Below are 17011 nucleotides of genomic sequence, written 5' to 3' on the forward strand. Positions count from 1 at the left end.
TCTCAGTTCGCGGTTTTGCGCAGGCGCTGGAGACGGGCGCCGAAGAGGCCCTCGGCGCCGTCGAGCCGGTCCTGCGCACGGGAAGCTGCCGCGGCGCGGTCCGCGGTGTCGGCCTCGCGATGTACGTCGAGCTCCGCTTCGGCCTGTTTGGCGACGGTGTCGGGATCGGCTCCCCCGCCGATGGAGGCGGCTCCGGGGATGCCGGCGGCGAAGCGCCACAGCAGCCGGCGCGCGTCGTGGGCGTCGTCGGGGAGCTGGGCCACCCGCTGGGCCACCTTGACGGCGGCCACGAGGAAGTCGACGCGGGCGCTGAGCGGGCCGACCACCCGGGTCTCCAGCGGCCAGGTGGAGATGGCCAGCAGGCCCCGGGCCGGGGAGAGCAGGTCGGCGGTGAGGGCGGGACAGAGATAGTACGGCCGGTTGTACGGCGCGACCTTGAACGAGCGCTCCTCGTCGCGGCGCAGGCTGGTCAGCCGCGCGGCCACGAGCTCGCCCGGGAAGAAGGCGTCGTGGACGGCGATGATCAGCTTGGGGGCGGCGGGAACCGTGAGCAGCGTGAGGGCGTGGTGCACCTGCTCCCGGATGGACAGCATGGGCGGCGCGGCGGCCAGGCTGCGCTCCCGCTGCTGCGGCACCCGGTCCTGCAGGTCGGCCAGGGCCTCGTCCCACTCCTGTTCCACCCGGCGCAGCTCGGCGCGCAGGGTGCGGGCGTGGGCGCGGTCCCCCGTGGTGGCCGCGCGGCGCAGTTCGCCGCGCAGCCGGTCGATCCGGCGCTCGAGCAGCTCGATCTGCTCGTCCGGGGCCGAGATCGATTCGGACACGAACGGAACATAACTGGTACTTGCTGGAGATTGCTGGAACCAATCCCGGCGTGTCGCGCTTGCTTTTTTCCCGACAGCCTTACGCGGGTACGGGCTGTGGCTGCTCGACAGCCCTCGGTACGATCACGCGCTTCGGCATCGGGATGATCTGCGGCTTGCGGCGGGCGGCGAGATCCTCGACCCAGCCGAACGCGAGCACCAGGATCGCCGTGAGCGTCACCACCATGCTGAACTGCAGCACGCTGTGCCAGCCGCCGACCAGCGTGATGCCGAACCACACGCCGACCAGCCGGACGAACGTGATCGCGGCCTCGTGCCAGAGGTAGATCGTCAGCGCGCGCCGGTTGACCGCCTCGACCAGCGGCTCGGCCACCCCGAGCGACATCGCGGCCGGCGCGAGGTTGAGCATGACGAGCAGGAACGCCGTCGAGTACAGCGTGTCGGCGATCGGCGCGTCGTTCATGTCATAGCCGCGCGGGCCCGGCGTGTGGAACAGGATCGCGAGGCCGACGCCGGCCATCACCAGGCACACCGGCCACAGGATCTTCTTGGAGATGCGCTGCAGCGTGCCGTCGTGGTGGGCGAAGCCGAGCATCCAGGCCGGGGCGTACATGAAGAAGTCGCGCACGATGCCGCCGGTGCCGTAGCCGGTCTCCCAGAGGATCACCAGCACCGTGAACGGCACGACGACGCTCGGGATCGGCCACTTGCGGAACAGCCACAGCAGCACGGGCGAGGCGATGATGAACCAGAGGTACGAGCGGACGTACCAGATCTGGCTGAACCAGAGCCCGCCCTTCTCGGTGGTGGGCGGGTCGTCCAGCGGCACGAACCACAACAGCGTGCGCCACGTGTGTTCCATGCCGCCCCACAGCGACATGAGCGTGATGGCGAACACGCCGAGGACCCAGAACGGTATGACGATGCGGCGCATGCGCCGTCCGATCGCCTTGACGCCCGAGCGGTCGAGCGAGGCGGCCATCAGGGAGCCACCGAGCGCGAACATCAGGCCCATAGCGGGGAAGGCGACGGTCAGCCACGCGAATCCGAGCGTGTGGTACGTGACCACGCGGATGATCGCGACGGCTCGCAGGAGGTCTACGTACCGGTTCCGCATCCCCTACAGGTTGCCCTGCGACCCTTAGGGGCAACCCCGTTCCAGCTCAAAATTGGCTGTGTTTCTTCTCAAAGATCCTAGGAGGCTGCCGCCGTAACCGATCGGGCAATCGATTGGGTTCACCCTGTATTCACTCCCAAAGCCTGGCTGAGCGCGGAGAAGTCGTTCGGTCCGGCATGCCTCGTCCCGTTCACGAAGAACGCCGGGCTGCCGTGCACCCCCCGCTCACGCCCGCTGGCCATGTCCTGCGCCACCCGTTCGTGATGAGCCCGCGTGCCGCCCGTGTCGGGCAGGCCGAACCGTTCGGCGTACCGGGCCAGGTCCTCGTCCTCGAGCTGCTCCTGGTGGGTGAGCAGCAGCGCGTGCATGCCCCAGAAGGCGTCCGCGTCGGCGGCCGCCTCGGCCAGCAGCGCGGCGGGCATGGCGCGCGGGAACGCGTCCACGAGCGGGAAATGCCGGAACTCGAACCGCAGATTCTTGCCGTAGTGCAGCTGGAGGCGTTCCACGACACCGAAGGCGCGACCGGTGTCGGGGCAGGCGTAGTCGCCGTACTCGACGAGGCTGAGCGGTGCGCCGGTCTTCCCCTGAGCGTGCATGCCGCTCTGGTGCCCAGTTTTGGGGCGTGAATGCCCCTTCGGGATCTCCCCTAAGGGGCATTCACGTCCGCGTCGCGACTAGTCGAGCACCTCGGTGACGGTGCCGGCGCCGACGGTCCGGCCACCCTCGCGGATGGCGAAGCCGAGGCCGGCGTCCATCGCGATGGGCTTGCCGAGCTCGACGGTCAGGTCGACCGTGTCGCCGGGCATCACCATCGTGACGTCACCCAGGTCCACCGAGCCCATCACGTCCGTGGTGCGGAAGTAGAACTGGGGCCGGTAGTTGGCGAAGAACGGCGTGTGCCGGCCGCCCTCCTTGGTCGTCAGCGCGTACACGTGCGCCTTGAACCGCCGGTGCGGGGCGACGGAACCCGGCAGGGCGACCACCTGGCCGCGCTGCACGTCCCCGCGCTTCACACCGCGCAGCAGCAGCGCCGCGTTGTCGCCGGCCTGCGCCGAGTCGAGCTGCCGGCCGAACATCTCCATCCCGGTGACCACGCTGGACTGGGTGGGCCCCAGTCCGATCACCTCGACGGGCGTGTTCAGCACGAGCGTGCCGCGCTCGACCGAGCCCGTGACCACGGTGCCGCGGCCGGTGATGGTGAGCACGTTCTCGATCGGCATCAGGAACGGCTCGCCGGTCACCCGCTCGGGCAGCGGCACGTACTCGTCGACCGCGTCGAGCAGGTCGGCGACGGACTGGACCCACGCCGGCTCGCCGGCGAGCGCCTTGAGCGCGGACACCCGGACGACGGGAATGTCGTCACCGGGGAACCCGTACTCGCTCAGCAGCTCCCGCACCTCGAGCTCGACCAGGTCCAGCAGCTCCGGGTCGTCGACCGCGTCGGCCTTGTTCATGGCCACGACGAGGTACGGCACCCCGATCCGCCGCGCCAGCAGCACGTGCTCGCGGGTCTGCGGCATGACCCCGTCCACGGCGCTGACGACGAGGATCGCCCCGTCCACCTGCGCCGCCCCGGTGATCATGTTCTTCACGTAGTCGGCGTGCCCCGGCATGTCGACGTGCGCGTAGTGCCGCGTGCCCGTCTCGTACTCGACGTGCGCGATGTTGATGGTGATGCCGCGAGTGATCTCCTCCGGCGCCCGGTCGATGCCCTCGAAGCTCGTGTACCGGTTGACGCCCGGGTACCGCTCGGCGAGCACCTTGGTGATGGCGGCGGTCAGGGTCGTCTTGCCGTGGTCGACGTGACCCATGGTGCCGATGTTGAGATGAGGCTTGTTCCTCGTGAACGCCTGCTTGGCCATCTGACTCTCCACAGTGGATTTGTGGGGTGGATGCGCAGAACCGTTGGCCGTGCTCCGGTGGCCTTTTTGGTAGGGCGGACCGGCTCGGCCGGCTCACCCTCCTCCGTCGGTTCCGCATCTGAAGGCTGCGGGAGGAGGGTCAGCTTCGCAGGCCGGCCTCTAGCGCTGCGGCTGGCGCCTTGCTCGCCCAGGCGACCGCCGAGCCGGCCAGGTGGCCGTGCTCCAGAAGGGCGGTCGTGGTGATCACGCTGGAAAGGTAGCTCGGTTACTTTTCTACGGCAACATATTTATGGGTGGGGTCAGCGCGGCGGCGGGGGCAGGCGCAGCGCGATCGTGGGCGCGTCGGCCATGACCGAGTTCGGGGCGCCGCCCGTCGGGGCGTCCGCCGGCGGCCGGTCCGACCGCCCGACGGTGATCTCCGGGTAGATCTCCACCTCGTCCCACTCCCCCATCGCCTTGGGCTCGCCGCGGGTCAGCTCGATCTCCCGCGGCGCCGCCGTCGGCCCGGTGCGGGCCAGCACCGCCGCGCCGTTGGTGCTCACGTCGGTGACCAGCAGCATGCCGTCGCGCAGCTCGAAGCGCAGGTGGTTGCGGCTCACCCGGCGGCTGGACTCGTCGTCGAGCCAGGTGCCGATGGTGATGCCGCCCGGGTCCTCCGGCGCGCGGCCGACGACCACGGGCCGGGCGGCGGTGGCCGTGAACCGGGCGCGCACGGTGCCGTTGATCCGGACCGCGAGCCCGAGCGCGGGCGGCCGGGGGCCGGAGTCGATCAGGCGGTCGCCGTGGCGGGGGCAGATCGGCGCGCCGCTGGGCAGGGCGGGCGGGGCCTGTCCGGCGCCCGCGGCCGGCGGCCGGCCGAAGACCGGGCAGTCGGAGGCGGGGCAGCGCCAGTACCGCAGCAGCACCGGATGCGGCCGCGGCGTCGAACCGGTCGCCGGGGCGAGGGTCAGCTCCATCCCGCCCGGCGCGCCGGTGGTCAGGTAGACCGGTCCCGGATGGCCGGGCAGCGGATTGCGACTGATCACCGGTACCCCGGTCAGGTGCGCCACCTCCCGCACGCGCGCATTCACGCGGGCGTTCGGCGGCAGCATCTCGATCAGCCCGTCGTCCGACCACCGGCGCAGGACCATGCGCTCGTTGGACGTGAAGTCGGTGTCGGACATGGCCCCGCGCTCGGCGATGGCGTAGAGGCCGGTGTTGCCGTCACCGAGGCGGCGGCTCAGCGCGTCGATGAACATGCCCAGGCGCAGCAGCGCGGCCGGCCGGCCGCCGTCGAGGTCGACGCTGCGCGCGGCCTCCACCAGGTCGATCACGCCGCCCGCGGCCAGGGGGTCGACCGTGAGTCGCCGCTCGATCGCGTCCAGTGCCCGGCTCGTTTCGAATCGCACCGCAACATTCTGCCTCAGCATCCGCCGAGGACTGGAAACGACGGGCGACCAACCGCAAAGCCGCCGCCGACCACCTCTGCGGTCGACGGCGGGCCTTGCGCCGCGCACTCCGGCCAACCTCGGGGGGAGGGGAGGGAAGGCGCCGGGCGCGGTACACACGACGCAGGCAGTTGGGGGGAATGCCCGTATCGTCGTGAGTAGTCGGGTTCTGACTGTTGGTAAGGAAAAGGTAGATCACCGGTCCCAGACGTCAACAGCGGTGAATGCCTGAATGAACGAGATCTCAACCGCCGCAGGTCTTCGCGACCTCCAGGAGCCGGTGCGCATCGACGCCCTCACGCTGCTCGACGGCGAGCGGATGGTCGGTCGGCTCCAGCTCGACCAGCGGCCGGCGGCCCGGTTCCCGAGTATGCACGCGGGTCTTGAGCTGGATCGTGTCGGGGTACCCGGGGATGTTGTTGGACAGCCAGCCGAAGTAGGGCTTCTCGTCGACCCGCGCCGGGTCGTCCCACAGCTCGACGGCCCGCTGGAAGTTGGCGGCGCTGAGGCTGACCCAGACGTTGTACGTCAGCGGCTCCTCGCTCCCCCGCACCGGAACCTCGATCAGCCCGCGAATGAAGAAGTGGAGCTCGTCGAGCTCGGGCGCGTCGATGCAGCACAGCTCGTCCTCGAGAAAGGATTCGCCGCCGGCCTCGGGCGCGCCCCAGTAGTCGGGCGCGGAGAACGCCCACACGGCCGGAGTGTCGCCGACCTCCGTGCCGCAGCACTCGCAGACAAACGTCACCGCGGCATGGTAGACCCGCCACCCGGGGGCAAAGCCAACTTGGCTGAGCCGACTTGACTCAACCCTGCGCGGCGATCTCCCGCGCCCGGTCCCGCGCCGCCTCCAAGGCCGACAGCAGAGCCGCCCGCACCCCGTGGTTCTCCAGCTCGCGGATCGCGTTGATCGTCGTACCGGCCGGAGACGTCACGGCCTCGCGCAGCTTGACCGGGTGCTCCCCCGACTCGCGCAGCATGATGGCCGAGCCGATCGCCGTCTGCACGATCAGGTCGTGCGCCACCTGGCGGGGCAGGCCGAGCAGGATGCCGGCGTCGGTCATGGCCTCGACGAGGTAGTAGAAGTACGCGGGACCGGAGCCGGACAGCGCCGTCACCGCGTCCTGCTGGGACTCCGGCACCCGGATCGTGCGGCCCAGGGGGCGGAACATCTCCTCGGCCACGGCCAGGTGCTCCGCCGTCGCGAAGGAGCCGGCCGAGATCGCGGTCATCGCCTCGTCGACGAGGGCCGGGGTGTTCGTCATCACGCGTACGACCGGGGTGCCCTCCGGCAGGTGCTTGGCGAAGAACGTCGTGGGCAGGCCGGCGCACAGCGACACCACGAGCTTCTCGGCCGGGATCTTCGGGCCCAGGTCGGCCAGCAGCGCGCCCGCGTCCTGCGGCTTCACGGCGATCGTGACGACGTCCGCCTCGCGCAGCGCCGTCTCGTTGTCCACGACGCGGATGCCGTACCGCTCGGTGAGTTCCCGCGCCCGCTCGGGCCGCCGCGCGGTGGCGATGAGGCGGTCCGGCGACCAGCCCGCGCGCAGCAGGCCGGAGAGCAGGACCTCGCCGAGCTTTCCGGCACCGAACACGGCAATGACGCGCACGCGGACTCCCAACGGTAAAAAGGGGAAGGGGGCTGCCGGAGCAGCCCCCTTCGAGCAGACGGCCCAGCGGACGGCTCAGGAACCGAAGAAGACCTCGGCCTCGGTGTAACGCTCCACCGGGACGGTCTTGAGCTCCTTGGTGGCCTCCTGCAGCGGCACGCGCACGATGTCGGTGCCCTGCAGCGCGACCATCTTGCCGAAGTCGCCCTCGTGCACGGCGTCGATCGCCTGCAGGCCGAAGCGGGTGGCGAGGACGCGGTCGAACGCGGTCGGGGTGCCGCCGCGCTGGATGTGGCCCAGGACGACCGTGCGGGCCTCCTTGCCGGTCTTGGCCTCCAGCTGCTCGGCGAGCCACTGGCCGATGCCGCCGAGGCGGACGTGGCCGAAGGAGTCGAGCTCCTGGTTGTGCAGCACCATCTGGCCGTCGAGCGGCTGGGCGCCCTCGGCGACGACGACGATCGGGCTGTACTGCGTCTGGAACCGCTTCTCGACGTAGGTGGCGACCTGGTCGACGTCGAAGTTGCGCTCCGGCAGCAGGATCACGTTTGCGCCACCGGCGAGACCGGCGTGCAGGGCGATCCAGCCGGCGTGGCGGCCCATGACCTCGACGACGAGGGTGCGGTGGTGCGACTCGGCGGTGGTGTGCAGCCGGTCGATCGCCTCCATGGCGATGTTCACCGCGGTGTCGAAGCCGAACGTGTAGTCGGTCGCGCCGAGGTCGTTGTCGATCGTCTTCGGCACGCCGACGACGTTCACGCCGAGGTCGGTGAGCTTGCTGGCGACACCCAGCGTGTCCTCGCCGCCGATCGCGACGAGCGCGTCGACGCCCAGGTCGGCCAGGTTCGACTTGATCTTCTCGACGCCACCGTCGATCTTGAACGGGTTCGTCCGGGACGAGCCGAGGATGGTGCCGCCGCGCGGAAGGATGCCGCGAACCTGGGCGATGCCCAGCTCGCGCGTGATGCCCTCGAGGGGACCGCGCCAACCGTCACGGAAGCCCACGAACTCGTGGCCGTAGGTGGAGATACCCTTGCGGACCACGGCACGGATGACCGCGTTGAGGCCGGGGCAGTCGCCGCCCCCGGTCAGTACGCCGATACGCATGCTGATTCTTGCCTTCCTGGTTGCGTGCCCGAGCCGCACGACGGGCGCGGCCGAGCCGGAGGTACCGCTCATGGCGACGCTGCCGATTCACAGCGCACTGTAGTCGCTCCGGCTGAACCCTCAGCAGTCGTCCCCGCGGATTCCGAACTTCTTCGCCGACTCGTGTTCCTGGGTCATCCGCCGCAGCGCGGCCAGCAGCGAGTCGCCGAGGACCGAGCCGACGACCGCCGCGTACAGCATTTTCTCCGGCCCCTCGGCGCGCGCCACGAACTCCAGGTCGTGCCCGGCGATCTGCTCGGCGACGTCGGCGTACCCCTCCAGTAGTACTCCGACGTCGGCCCCGACCTGCTCGAACGCGGCAAGTACCTCGGCCGCGGCCTGGCGGGCGGGCGCGTTCTCGCCGACCAGCCACGCGCGCTCGGCGGCGAGCTTGTCGATCCGGACGCGGGCCGCGGCGACGGTGTCGGGATCGATGGACTCCTTGTTGCCGGCGGTCGAGGGCAGGGCGTGGCCGAGCACGTGATGGACGTCCGGGTCCGGCTCGTCGAGGGCGTCCAGGAGCTGACGGATCGTGGCGATCGGCAGCCTTCCGACGTCCAGAAGCACCCGGACGAGGCGCAGCCGCTCGACGTGGTGCTCGTCATAGCGGGCCTGGTTCGGGCTGGTCAGCTCGCCGGCCGGAAGCAGGCCCTCGCGCAGGTAGTACTTGATCGTCGGCACGGGGACGCCGGTCTGCCGGCTCAGCTCCGCGATGCGCATGGAACTCCTTCCGATCGCCACATGGATAGTGTACCTTTCCATTAGCGGACAGCGGAGCTATCCGCTATCCGAGAGCAGCGCTATCCACTCGCTATAACCACCCGGGAGCTGAACATGCACCGGCCCCTCAAAACTGTCGCCGGCCTCATGGCCGCCCTCGCAATCGCCAGCCTCGTAGGAGTGTTCGCCGACGACAGAGTCCTCGTCGGCGCGCCCATCTGGCTCAAGCCGTTCAAGTTCGCCGTCTCCATCGCCATCTACGCCACCACGATCGCGTGGCTGCTGCCGCGGCTCGAGCGGCGTCCGCGAGCCGCCTGGTGGCTCGGCACGGTCATCGCGGGCGCCATGCTCATCGAGATGGTGATCATCGCCGGGCAGGCCGCCCGCGGGCACCAGAGCCACTTCAACACCGGCACCGCCCTGGACGGCGCGCTGTACAGCATCATGGGCGCCACCATCGCCACCGCCTGGGTGGCCACCCTGATCATCGCGATCCTGCTGCTCATCCAGCGCATCCCCGAGCGGGCCACGGCCCTGGCCGTCCGGCTGGGCATCGTCGTCGCGCTCGCCGGCATGGGCGTCGGATTCCTCATGACCATGCCGACCCCGGCCCAGCTCGACCAGGAGCGCCCCACGATCGTCGGCGCGCACGCGGTCGGCGTCGCCGACGGCGGCCCCGGCCTGCCGCTGGTCGGCTGGAGCACCACCGGCGGCGACCTGCGCGCCGGGCACTTCATCGGCATGCATGCGCTGCAGGCCCTGCCGCTGTTCGCGTTCGCGCTCCTGCTGGCCGCGCGCCGGATCGCCCGGCTGCGCGACGAGCGGGTCCGCACCCGGCTCATCGGAACATTCGGGTTCTTCTATGCTGGGCTGGTGCTGCTGGTCACCTGGCAGGCGCTGCGGGGGCAGTCCCTGATCCACCCGGACGCGCCGACGCTGGCCGCCGCCGCGCTCCTGCTGGTCCTGACCGCGCTCGGCACGGCCTGGTCGCTCGCCGGTCCGCGCCGCTCCCCCGTCACCGTCGCGCCCGCGGAGGTCTTCTGATGGCCGAGACGCTCTTCCAGCTGGCGTTCCTGGCGACGGTACCGTTCTGGGCCCTCATGATCCTCGCTCCCACCTGGCGGTGGACGCACCGGATCGTCTCCTCGCCGTTCATCGTGCTGCCCACGCTGGTCGTCTGGGCGATCGCGATCGCGCCGGCGCTCGGCGACTTCGCGCGGGAGATGCTGAACCCGGACCTGGCCGGCGTGCGACAGCTGCTGCTGCGCGACGAGGTGGTGGCGGCGGTGTGGGCCCAGGTCATCGCCTGGGACCTGTTCATCGGCCGGTGGATCTACCTCGACAGCCGCGTGCGGGGCCTGCACCCGCTCCTGATGGCGCCGGTCCTGGTGCTGACGGTCCTGCTGTCCCCGATCGGGCTTCCGGTGTACTTCCTGTTGCGCCTCACCGGCCGCCCGCGCCCGTCAGCCGTGCATGACGCGCCAGCGGGCGAGGTTGTGGCGCGCGTCGACTAGGGCGTCGTGGCGGCCCTCCGCGACCGGCAGCGGAGGGCGCCCGGCGTCGTCCCACAACTGGCGCAGGTCCTTGGTGAACCGCGGGATCTCCCGGGGCAGGGTCGGCATCGAGCCCCACAGCTGGGCCAGCGCCACGTGGTCGTAGGCGGCGTACCAGGCCCACAGCTCGATCTCGTCCGCCGCGCCGGTGCGCAGCGGCTCGGTCAGGAACTCCAGCAGGTCCTCGCGGATCCGCTCGCGCGAGCGCCAGGCCTTGTCGCCCGGCGACGGGAGCTTGTCCAGCACGTTGCGGCGCACCCACGACACGGCCCGCGAGTCGTCGAACTCGGTGGAGATCGCGTAGAACTCCCGGCCGTGCTCGTCGACTACGCCGATCGAGACGAGATCGATCAGCCGGCCGTCCTCGATGAACTCACAGTCGTAGAAGTACCTGTAGCGCGCCACCAGGCCCATCCAACACCATGGGCCCGGCGGTGATCAGAGCGCGTCGGACAGTTGCGTGTACAGCCCGGCGAGCCGGCTGAGCTCGGCGTGATCCCCGAGGCGGCCGCCGTCGGCGTGGATGCGCTCGGCCACGCCGGCCGCGTCCAGGGCGGTACGCAGGCACAACAGGGCCGGCAGGGCGGCCTCGCACTCGTCCGGCGGGACCCGCGAGGCGCGCAGGTACGCGTCGGCCAGGCCGTCGGCGGCGGCCGGCCCGCCCGCCGCGAGCACCGCCGCGGCCAGGTCGGCCAGCAGCGGCCCGGTGCCGGCCCCGGACCAGCCGACCAGGCCGACGGCGCCGGTGGACGGGTCGAGGCGGAAGTGCGCGGCCTGCGGATCGTTGTGCAGCACGCCGTACGTGAGCTGGTCCGTCACCATGATCCGGCGCACCGCCGCGACCGTGTGCCGGACCGCCGGCCCGAGCCAGGGTTCCAGATCGAGGTGGGGGCCCTGATGCGGTACCGCCGCGGGGTCGAACTTCACCAGGTGCGGATGCGTGAACTGGCGCAGCGTGCGGTGCGCGTGGCCGAGGGTGTCGCCCCACCACTGCCGGTCGAGCGGGTCGGCCGCCCGCAGCGGGCGCCCGGGCACCAGGTGGAGCAGGGCCACCGCGCCGTCCTCGGCCGCCACCGTGAGCGCCCCGTCGGCGGCGCGCACCGGCGTCCCGGCCCCGACCCCGAACGCGTCCACGTGCTCGGCCGCGCACAGCCCGGCCTCCAAACCGGATCTGCGGTGCATCGGCACCCATTTGCCGACGAATTGGCCGTTGTTGATCTCAACGTGCCACGCATCACGGCCCAGCGGAATGCACGGTCCGGGATTGCACTGCCAGCTTCGGCGCAGTGTCGTGCGCATCTGCTCGGCGGCGGGGGCAGCCACGCAGCGCATTATGCGCCGTCACTGTGGGCCGCACTTGAAAACGGGTGAAAAAGGTCGAAGATCGTCTTCGATGCCGGGCCCGGCCCGGCGCACGCACCCCGGCCCTCAGCGGTTTGCGCGTGGGCACTAGCCTGCCTGCGGACTCATGAACGGTGCTGTCGGAGAGCCGATGCGGGGGATGTACAGACTCCGACACGCACGTCATGATCTGGTAGAAGTTCCTTACAGTCTTCGTGATCACCTAACGTGATCACGTGTCCGATCAACGCCGAACCGGGAGGGGTTTGACCGTGGAGGGTCGGCTGCCAGATCCCGGCGACGCACTGACCGGTGTGGAAATGTTCAGTGGTCTGGAGCCCGATGTGCGTCAACGGGTCATCCAGGCGGCGGTGCCACGGACATACCGCAAAGGCCAGCTGCTGTTCGTCGAAAACGATCCGGGAGAGTCGCTCATCGTGCTCAAGCGCGGTGCCGTGATGGTCTTCCGGACCGCTCCGACCGGCGAACGCGCGGTCCTTTCCGTGGTCCGGCCCCCGGACACGCTCGGCGAGGTCTCCCTGCTCGACGGCGCGGCCCGCTCGGCCTCGGCCGAGGCGATCGAGGACTGCCAGGCCCTGGCCCTGTCCCGGCACGCGTTCATCGAACTGGTGCACGCCAACCCGCGGATCCTCGACGCCGTGATGCGCTCGCTGGGCCTGCTCATCCGGCGGCTCACCGAGCAGAACGCCGACCACGTCTTCCTCGACCTGCCCGGCCGGGTCGCCAAGACGCTGGTCCGGCTGGCCGGCGAGACGACCGCGCCGATGGTCACCATCGAGCTCAACCAGAGCCAGCTCGCCGAGATGGCCGGCGGCTCCCGGCAGAGCGTCAACCAGGCGATCGGGTCGTTCGCCAGCCGCGGCTGGCTGCGCACCGAGGGCCGCCGCATCGTCGTCACCGATCTCACCGCGCTGCGGCGCAGGGCCGGGATGACCGACCGGTAAGCACCGCTTCGGGCAGCTTGTAGCGCTGGACGGCCGGGGTCCCGGGTGCCATTTCGGACACCTGGCCGCCCCGGCCGCCGACGTGTGAGGATGGGTTCTCACAGGGCAAGGGAGTGTCGGCGATTTCCAGTCAGTGCGCACGCTGCGGCCGCCAGGCGGGCGAGGGCGACCGTTTCTGTGGTGGTTGCGGCGCCGAGCTGAGCCCGCCCTGCCCCACGTGCGGCCGCACGCTCGCTCCGGACGCCGCCTTCTGCACCGGCTGCGGCACCCCGCGGGCCGACACGACCGCGGCCCGCGGCCTGCTGATCCGCGCCGAGCGGGCCACCGGCCGGGCCCAGGTGCCCACCATCCCGGCCGCCCGCAGCGAGGACCGGCGGCGCATCAGCGTGCTGTTCGTGGACCTGATCGACTTCACGCCGTACGTCGAGCGGGCCGACCCCGAGCTGGTCCGCGAGCTGCAGAAGCGCTTCTTCTCCACCGCGCGCGAGGTGATCGGGCAATACGGCGGGGTCGTCGAGAAGTACATCGGCGACGCCGTGATGGCCCTGTTCGGCGCGCCCGTCGCGACCGAGACCGACGCCGTGCGCTGCGTGCGGGCCGGGCTGGAGCTGCAGCGGGTCCTCGCGCGGTACGCCAGCACCGGCGAGGGCGAGCGCGAGCTGCGCTTCCGGGTCGGCGTGGCCACCGGCGAGGCGCTCGTGGACGTGGCCGCGGCCCGCGACGGCGGCCAGGCCATCGTGGCCGGCGACGTGGTCAACACCGCGTCCCGGCTGCAGTCGCTCGCCCCGCCCGGCGGGGTGCTGGTCTGCGGCACCACGTACGCGCTGACCAAGTCCTCGATCCGCTTCGAGCAGCAGCCGCCGGCCACGCTGCGCGGGCGCTCCACGCCGACCGAGGTCTGGCTGGCCCTGGCCCCGCTGCGGCGCAACCACCCGGACCGCGAGGCCGGCTCCACGCCGCTGGTCAACCGCACCCACGAGCTCAGCCTGCTGGTCAACGCCCTGCACCGGGGCCTGCGCGAGCGCACGCCGCAGCTGGTGACCGTGCTCGGGCACGCCGGGATCGGCAAGAGCCGCCTGGTGCACGAGCTGTTCCTGCACGCCGAGCGGCTCTTCGACGCGCCGGTGGCCTGGCGGACCGGGCGCTGCCCGCCGTTCGGGGAGAACGTCACGTACGCCGCGCTGGCCGACATCGTCAAGGCGCAGTCCGGCATCCTCGACACCGACTCGGCCGAGACGACCCGCGAGCGGCTGGACGCCGCGCTGGCCACGATCGTCGAGCCGTCCGAGGCGGAGCGGCTGGCCGAGGCGCTCAGCCCGCTGGTCGGCCTTCCGGGGCCGAAGCTCGCGCCCGACGAGACCGAGTCCGCCTGGCGCCGCTTCGTCGTCGCGCTGGCCGCCCACCGGCCGACCGTCCTGGTCTTCGAGGACCTGCACTGGGCCGACGAGTCCATGGTGCGCTTCGTCGAGCGGCTGGGGGCGTCGGTGCGGGACGTACCGCTGCTGCTGTTGTGCACGGCGCGCCCGGAGCTGCTGGAGCGCAACCCCAGCTGGGCCGGGGCCGTGGCCGGGGCGGTGTCGATCACGTTGCCCCCGCTGCGCGACGCCGAGATCGCCACCATGTACGCGCACCTGCTCGGGGCGGCCACGTTCCCGTCGCAGTCGCTGAGCTCCCTGGTCGAGCTGGCCGACGGCAACCCGCTGTACGCGCTGGAGTACACCCGCATGCTCGCCGAGCAGGGCAACCTGCCCGCCACCGACGCGCTCGGGCGCGAGCTGCCGATGCCCGACAGCGTGCACGCGGTCATCGCCAACCGGGTCGACCTGCTCGACGCCGCCGACCGGGCGGTGCTGCAGGCCGCGGCCGTGGTCGGGATGAACTTCTGGCCGGGCGCGGTCGGCGCCGCGATGAGCCGGCCCGCCGACGGCATCGAGCGCTCGCTGCGCCGGCTGGAGCAGCGCGACCTCATCCACGAGCAGGCCGCCTCGACCATGGCCGGGCAGACCGAGTACCGCTTCGGCCACGTCCTGGTCCGCGACGTGTGCTACCAGCGGCTGCCCCGCACCGAGCGGGTGGCCCGGCACGAGCGCACCGCCGAGTGGCTCGACGGGCTGGCCGCCGACCGGGACACCGACCTGGCCGAGGTGGTCGCCAACCACCGCTTCATCGCCTACGAGATCGCCAGCTCGCTCGGCCTGGACGGGGCCCGCTACACGGGGCCGGCCCGGGACGCCATGCACCGGGCGGCCCGGCGGGCCTACGCCCTGCACGCCCTGGACGCCGCGGCGACCCACGGCGGCAAGGCCCTGGCGCTGTGCGACCCGGACACCGACCCGCTCGAGCGGCTGCGGATCGAGCAGCTCAGCACCGAGATCGACTTCTACGCCAACCCGGAGGCGTTCCTGGGCGCGGGCGGCGCCGACCGGCTGGTCGGGCTGGCCGAGCGGCTCTACGCGGCCGGCGACCAGGCCGCCGCGGCCCGGGCCTGGACCGTGCGCGGCCAGGCCGCGTGGCTGCGGGCCGACCGCCTCGACGCGCTGTCCTGCCTGGACCGGGCGGTCGAGCTCTTCGACGAGCTGCCCGACGGCCCGGCCAAGGCCGACGCCTACGCCGAGCTGGGCCGCCTGCACATGCTGAACTTCGAGGTCGACCCGGCGGTCGCCGCGGCCAGCGCGGCGGCCGAGATCGCCGACCGGCTGGGCCTGGTCGAGGTGGCCACCGGGGCCCGGATCACCATCGGCACCGCGCTGTTCCAGGCCGGCGACCGCTCCGGCCTGGTCGAGCTGCAGTCCGCGCTGGAGGTCAGCCGCGAGCGCCGGCTGCTCTCGGAGCACCGGGCCCTGCGCAACGTCTCCTGGGCCCTGCTGGAGGACGGCGACTGGACCGCGGCCCGGGCCCTGCTCGACGACAGCCGCAACGCCGTCCCGGGCAGCCACACCCTGGCCACCGGCTACTCCGACGTGTGCCAGTCCGCGTACTTCACCGGCGACTGGCCCGGCTACGTGGCCGCGGCCGAGGCGGCCATGGCCGAGCCCGGCGGCGAGTGGGACCTGCAGGTCCGCGGCGTCCGGGCCTGGATCCGCACCCTGCGCGGGGAGGACGGCGACGACGACGTCGAGGACATCGTGGCCGCGGGCCGCCGCTCGGGCTTCTACCGGCTGCAGTGGGTCGCGCTCGGCCACGGCGCGCTGTGCCTGGCCCTGCAGGGGCGCGACCGCGACGCCGAGGCGCTGATCGTGGAGCTGGCCAAGACCTGGCGCGAGGTCCGCGCGATCGCCAGCGGCGAGTGGATCGACGCGACCGCGCACGCCGCGGTGCTCTCCGGCCGGGTGGCGATGATGGCGGTCCGCGACATGCTGGCCGACGTGCCGCACCGCACCCCGTGGGTCGAGGGCGCGCTGCGCACGATCACCGGGGCGATCGCGTTCGTCGACGGCGACCACGCCCGGGCGGCCGACATGCACCTGGCCGCGGCCGAGGTCTTCGGCGAGATCCCGAACAACTCGGCGCGCATGCTGTCGCTGGCCTGGGCCGTGCGGGCGCTGGGCCGGGGCGGGGACCCGCGGATCGAGCCGTGGCGGGCCGAGCTGTGCGGCTACGCCGAGGAGACGGGCACCCCGCGCCTCCTCGGCCTGGCGGAGGTCACGCCGCCACCGGCTCCTGCGAGTCCTGCGGGCTCGGCTGGGCCGACGCACTCTTGACCTTCTGGGCGTACATGTCGATGTACTCCCGCCCGGACAGCGTCATGAGCTCGTACATGATCTCGTCGGTGACCGCGCGCTCGATGAACCGGTCGCCCGCCATGCCGGCATAGCGGGAGAAGTCGAGCGGCGGCCCGAACTTGATGTGCACCCGCTTGAGGTTCGGCAGCTTCTGCCCGATCGGCTGCACTTTGTCCATGTTCATCATCGCCACGGGGACCACCTTCGCCCCGGACTCGAGGGCCAGGCGGGCGACGCCGGTCTTGCCGCGGTACAGGCGGCCGTCAGGGGACCGCGTGCCCTCGGGGTAGATGCCGAAGATCCCGCCCTCGCGCAGGATCTTGAGGCCGACCTCGAGCGCGGCCCGGGCCGCCTTGCCGCCGGAGCGGTCGATGGGGACCTGGCCGGTGCCCGCGAAGAACAGCTTCGTGAGCCGGCCCTTGATCCCCTTTCCGGTGAAATACTCCGCTTTCGCCGGAAACGTGACCCGGCGGCGGACGCTCAGCGGCATGAAGATCGAGTCGGCGAAGGAGAGATGATTACTGGCGATGATCACGGGGCCGGTGTCGGGCACGTGCTCACGCCCCTCGACCTTGGGCCGGAAGACCAGCTTCAGCCAAGGTCCGAGGACGATGTACTTGAGGAACCAGTAGAGCACGGCCGGCCTTTCAAGATCGCACGACAATCGGTGATGACCGTCGCAAAGAGCCTACGAACCAGTACGGCACACCACAACGCACTCCCGGAACGACGG

Annotated in this window: 16 protein-coding genes; 4 read left to right on the forward strand and 12 right to left on the reverse strand. The window is 71.6% G+C overall.

Translation table 11 applies throughout. The annotated features are described in order from the left end of the window. Nucleotides 1-2: 2 nt before the first annotated feature. From ACQP00_RS44285 to ACQP00_RS44325, 9 genes are all read right to left on the reverse strand, one after another. Nucleotides 3-821, reverse strand: coding sequence for a hypothetical protein (locus ACQP00_RS44285; protein ID WP_433208972.1), 819 nt, complete (start codon nucleotides 819-821; stop codon nucleotides 3-5). A 79-nt stretch (nucleotides 822-900) separates the two neighbouring features. Next, nucleotides 901-1938 carry an acyltransferase family protein gene (locus ACQP00_RS44290; RefSeq protein ID WP_433208975.1) on the reverse strand — a complete coding sequence of 346 codons (1038 nt, stop codon included), beginning with the start codon at nucleotides 1936-1938 and terminating at the stop codon, nucleotides 901-903. Nucleotides 1939-2057: 119 nt separating this feature from the next. Continuing rightward, nucleotides 2058-2534, reverse strand: a complete 477-nt coding sequence (locus ACQP00_RS44295; protein ID WP_433208978.1) for a DsbA family protein — start codon at nucleotides 2532-2534, stop codon at nucleotides 2058-2060. 78 nt (nucleotides 2535-2612) lie between these two features. Continuing rightward, nucleotides 2613-3800, reverse strand: a complete 1188-nt coding sequence (gene tuf / locus ACQP00_RS44300) for an elongation factor Tu (RefSeq protein ID WP_433208981.1) — start codon at nucleotides 3798-3800, stop codon at nucleotides 2613-2615. Nucleotides 3801-4099: 299 nt separating this feature from the next. After that, on the reverse strand, nucleotides 4100-5188 hold the full coding sequence (locus ACQP00_RS44305) for an FHA domain-containing protein (protein WP_433208984.1): 1089 nt from the start codon (nucleotides 5186-5188) through the stop codon (nucleotides 4100-4102). Nucleotides 5189-5471: 283 nt separating this feature from the next. Then, nucleotides 5472-5972 (reverse strand): DUF2199 domain-containing protein, encoded by a 501-nt coding sequence (locus tag ACQP00_RS44310; protein ID WP_433208987.1) that lies wholly within the window; start codon nucleotides 5970-5972, stop codon nucleotides 5472-5474. A 58-nt stretch (nucleotides 5973-6030) separates the two neighbouring features. Beyond that, on the reverse strand, nucleotides 6031-6834 hold the full coding sequence (proC, locus tag ACQP00_RS44315; RefSeq protein WP_433208990.1) for a pyrroline-5-carboxylate reductase: 804 nt from the start codon (nucleotides 6832-6834) through the stop codon (nucleotides 6031-6033). A 75-nt stretch (nucleotides 6835-6909) separates the two neighbouring features. Then, a complete protein-coding gene (locus tag ACQP00_RS44320) occupies nucleotides 6910-7938 on the reverse strand; it encodes a 6-phosphofructokinase (protein ID WP_433208993.1) in 1029 nt (342 codons plus the stop codon). Between the two features lie 120 nt (nucleotides 7939-8058). Then, nucleotides 8059-8697 (reverse strand): MerR family transcriptional regulator, encoded by a 639-nt coding sequence (locus ACQP00_RS44325; RefSeq protein ID WP_433208996.1) that lies wholly within the window; start codon nucleotides 8695-8697, stop codon nucleotides 8059-8061. 147 nt (nucleotides 8698-8844) lie between these two features. Between ACQP00_RS44325 and ACQP00_RS44330 the strand changes: the two genes are divergently transcribed. Both ACQP00_RS44330 and ACQP00_RS44335 read left to right on the forward strand, forming a co-directional pair. Beyond that, on the forward strand, nucleotides 8845-9741 hold the full coding sequence (locus ACQP00_RS44330; protein ID WP_433208999.1) for a hypothetical protein: 897 nt from the start codon (nucleotides 8845-8847) through the stop codon (nucleotides 9739-9741). Further along, a complete protein-coding gene (locus ACQP00_RS44335; protein WP_433209002.1) occupies nucleotides 9741-10211 on the forward strand; it encodes an ABA4-like family protein in 471 nt (156 codons plus the stop codon). The genes ACQP00_RS44330 and ACQP00_RS44335 overlap by 1 nt, the downstream gene beginning before the upstream one ends. Here ACQP00_RS44335 and ACQP00_RS44340 read toward each other — a convergent pair. Continuing rightward, a complete protein-coding gene (locus ACQP00_RS44340) occupies nucleotides 10161-10655 on the reverse strand; it encodes a polyadenylate-specific 3'-exoribonuclease AS (RefSeq protein ID WP_433209005.1) in 495 nt (164 codons plus the stop codon). The genes ACQP00_RS44335 and ACQP00_RS44340 overlap by 51 nt on opposite strands. Before the next feature lie 33 nt (nucleotides 10656-10688). Then, complete coding sequence (locus ACQP00_RS44345; RefSeq protein WP_433209008.1) at nucleotides 10689-11573, reverse strand: phosphotransferase; 885 nt, start codon at nucleotides 11571-11573, stop codon at nucleotides 10689-10691. 290 nt (nucleotides 11574-11863) lie between these two features. Here ACQP00_RS44345 and ACQP00_RS44350 point away from each other — a divergent pair, with 290 nt between their 5' ends. Together ACQP00_RS44350 and ACQP00_RS44355 are read left to right on the forward strand one after the other, a co-directional pair. Further along, entirely contained in the window at nucleotides 11864-12556 is a 693-nt protein-coding gene (locus ACQP00_RS44350; RefSeq protein ID WP_223097114.1) for a Crp/Fnr family transcriptional regulator, read from the forward strand. A 113-nt stretch (nucleotides 12557-12669) separates the two neighbouring features. Further along, nucleotides 12670-16257: an ATP-binding protein gene (locus ACQP00_RS44355; protein ID WP_433209011.1), complete on the forward strand. Its 3588-nt coding sequence runs from the start codon at nucleotides 12670-12672 to the stop codon at nucleotides 16255-16257. On the opposite strand, the gene ACQP00_RS44360 is transcribed toward ACQP00_RS44355, so the two are convergent. Beyond that, nucleotides 16199-16915: a lysophospholipid acyltransferase family protein gene (locus ACQP00_RS44360; RefSeq protein WP_433209014.1), complete on the reverse strand. Its 717-nt coding sequence runs from the start codon at nucleotides 16913-16915 to the stop codon at nucleotides 16199-16201. The genes ACQP00_RS44355 and ACQP00_RS44360 overlap by 59 nt on opposite strands. Between the last annotated feature and the right edge of the window lie 96 nt (nucleotides 16916-17011).

The organism is Dactylosporangium sp. CS-047395 (assembly GCF_050942185.1).
In the GTDB taxonomy this organism is placed as follows: Bacteria; Actinomycetota; Actinomycetes; order Mycobacteriales; family Micromonosporaceae; genus Dactylosporangium.